This window comes from Collinsella sp. SGI.178 (genome assembly GCF_050313495.1).
In the GTDB taxonomy this organism is placed as follows: domain Bacteria; phylum Actinomycetota; class Coriobacteriia; order Coriobacteriales; family Coriobacteriaceae; genus Collinsella.
The window spans coordinates 1-2,416 of the sequence record NZ_JBNPLM010000042.1 but is presented as its reverse complement, the minus strand read 5'-3'; the positions used below and the strand labels follow the sequence as shown (position 1 = coordinate 2,416).

General features: G+C 62.4%; 2 protein-coding genes. Both read left to right on the top strand.

All coding sequences use genetic code 11. The features are described 5' to 3' along the window. Window positions 1-142: 142 nt before the first annotated feature. Entirely contained in the window at window positions 143-1,591 is a 1,449-nt protein-coding gene (gene istA / locus ACQRAQ_RS08495; RefSeq protein ID WP_276995736.1) for an IS21 family transposase, read from the top strand. Beyond that, complete coding sequence (gene istB, locus ACQRAQ_RS08490) at window positions 1,591-2,343, top strand: IS21-like element helper ATPase IstB (protein ID WP_427794543.1); 753 nt, start codon at window positions 1,591-1,593, stop codon at window positions 2,341-2,343. The genes istA and istB overlap by 1 nt, the downstream gene beginning before the upstream one ends. The last annotated feature ends 73 nt before the right edge of the window (window positions 2,344-2,416 follow it).

The following is a 2,416-nucleotide window of genomic DNA, read 5'->3' as shown; positions in this document are numbered from 1 at the left end:
GTATGCGGTAGCGTAAAAGTCGACACTTCGGCTGACCTGATTCGGGCATAGCAGCAAAGAACATGCCGATCACAAGCTAACGGTCTAACCTAGTCATTGCTTCGGTAATCGACTAAGGAGGCCAGAAAGGAAAATGATCAGCATGTCCCAAGTCGTAACTATACGGCAACTGAGAAAGAGCGGCGAGAGCATCGCTTCCATAAGCCGGATCACCGGCGTCAGCCGCGACACCGTATACAAGTACCTCGCCCTCGACGACCTCTCCCCGAAGATGCCCGTCAAGCGCCCGGGCTCGTCGATGATGGACCAATACCGCAGCATTATCGAGGGTTGGCTCGACGAGGATGCCAGGTCATGGCGCAAGCAGCGCCACACTGCCGCGCGCATACACGCCCGCCTCAGGGACGAGTGCGGCTGCGGGGCAAGCGAGTCCACCGTCCGCCACTACGTCGCCCGCCTCAAGGCAGAGCGCAGGGAATCCAAGGAGGCGTTTCTCGATCTGGTATGGGCCCCCGGCGAGGCCCAGGCCGACTTCGGCGAAGCCGATTTCTACGTCGGCGGCGTGCGAAGGCGGATGCTGTACTTCGTCGTCACCTTCCCTTACTCGAACGTCGGCCTGGCGCAGGTGTTCCCCGGCCAGAACGCCGAGTGCGTCTGCCAGGGCCTGCGCAACATATTCGAGTACTGCGGCGGGGTCCCAACGCGCATAGTGTTTGACAACGCCACCGGCGTCGGCAGGAGGGCCTGCTCGACCGTAAGGACCACCGAGATGTTCGCGGCTTTCTCCGCCCATTACGGGTTCGACTACTCCTTCTGCAACCCGGACTCGGGCAACGAGAAGGGCAACGTGGAGAACAAGGTCGGCTTCATCCGCCGCAACCTGTTCGTGCCCGTTCCCCGCATCGGCGGCACCGACATATACAACCGCCACCTGCTCGACCGCTGCATGCGCCTTTCCGAGCAGAAGCATTGGCGCAAGGGCGAGCCGGAGGCCCGTCTATTCGCGGAGGACCGCGCAGCCATGGCTGGCCTGCCGGAAAAACCGTTCGACGTCGTGCGCTACGTCAGGCCCAAGGCCGACAAGTACGGCAAGGTCCGCATCGAGGGCAAGCACCTCTACTCGTCCGACCCGGCGCTTGCGGGAACGACGCTGATAGTGGGGCTCGGCGCCACCGACGTGCGCATATACGACGAGGAGGGCACCTTCGTGTGCAGCCACGAGCGCGCCTACGGAGATGCGCCGTCGGACTCGTCGCAGCCTGCGAGCCAGATAGCGACGCTTTGCAGAAAGCCGGGTGGATGGGCGAACAGCAAGGTGAGGGCATGCATGCCCGACACGCTGAGGAGCCATCTCGACGGCAAGGACAAAAGCGACCTTCGGGCCAGCCTGAGGACCATGAGGGACGAGGTCGCCGTTCACGGATGGGACGCCACCGTCGCGGCCATGGAGATGGCGCTCGTTGCGACGGGCAGGGTGGATGCGGCGTCGGTCGCCGTCGCAGCGGCACGCTGCGCGGGAGGCGCCATCGCATATGACGAGCCCGTCGACCTGTCGGAGTACGACCGCGCGTTGGGGATCGGGGGCAGGTAATGGCTTTGAAGGCAGAGGAGGCAAGGGAGTTCAAGGCCAAGGCGAGGATGATGTACTTCTCCAACGAGGTGATCGACAGGTTCTGCGCCACGGCAACGCCGGGCCAGCTCGCCGCGGCGGCCGCGATGCTCGATGACGAGCAGGGCGTCAGGGAAAGGCGCAAGCGAGACAGGCTGTTCAGGAAGGCAAAGTTCCCGCAAGTCAAGTCATTCGAAGGCTACGACTTCTCCCAGGTGTCCTTCCCCGAAGGCTACACCGCGGAGGACCTGATGGGGCTGGGGTTCATAGACAGGGCCCAGGACTTCGTGTTCTATGGCCAGACCGGCCGCGGAAAGACCCATCTGGCAATCGCCATCGGCGTTGCCGCCGCGAGCTCCGGCAAGGCGGTCAGGTTCTTCACCACCGCGGAGCTCGTCATGGCCCTTACGATGGCAAGCTCTGCAGGCACCTTGGATCAGTTCATGAGGGACCTGGCGAAGGCCGACCTTCTGATCTTGGATGAGTTCGGGTACGTGCCCCTGGACATCAACGGCGCAAGGCTGCTGTTCCAGGTGGTGTCAGCATGCTACGAGAAGCGAAGCGTGGTGTTCACCACCAACATCGAGTTCAGCAAATGGGGAACGATCCTGGGCGACGACAAGCTTGCCTCCGCGATGATCGACAGGGTGGTCCACCATGGAAGACTCGTCGAGTTCAACGGCACGAGCAAGAGGATGGACAAGGCCTTGATGCTCGGGAAGGCAGAAATCTGAGACATCGGCGGTTCTTTTGCCAGATTGTCGGAACCGGGCAGCCAAAATGTCGAGAAAACCGTTGCCAAACACA

What these genes read in the sequence shown, in the direction of transcription:
- istA (WP_276995736.1), top strand. Translation starts at nt 143, where the DNA reads ATGTCCCAAGTCGTAACTATACGGCAACTGAGAAAGAGCGGCGAGAGC.
- istB (WP_427794543.1), top strand. Translation starts at nt 1,591, where the DNA reads ATGGCTTTGAAGGCAGAGGAGGCAAGGGAGTTCAAGGCCAAGGCGAGG.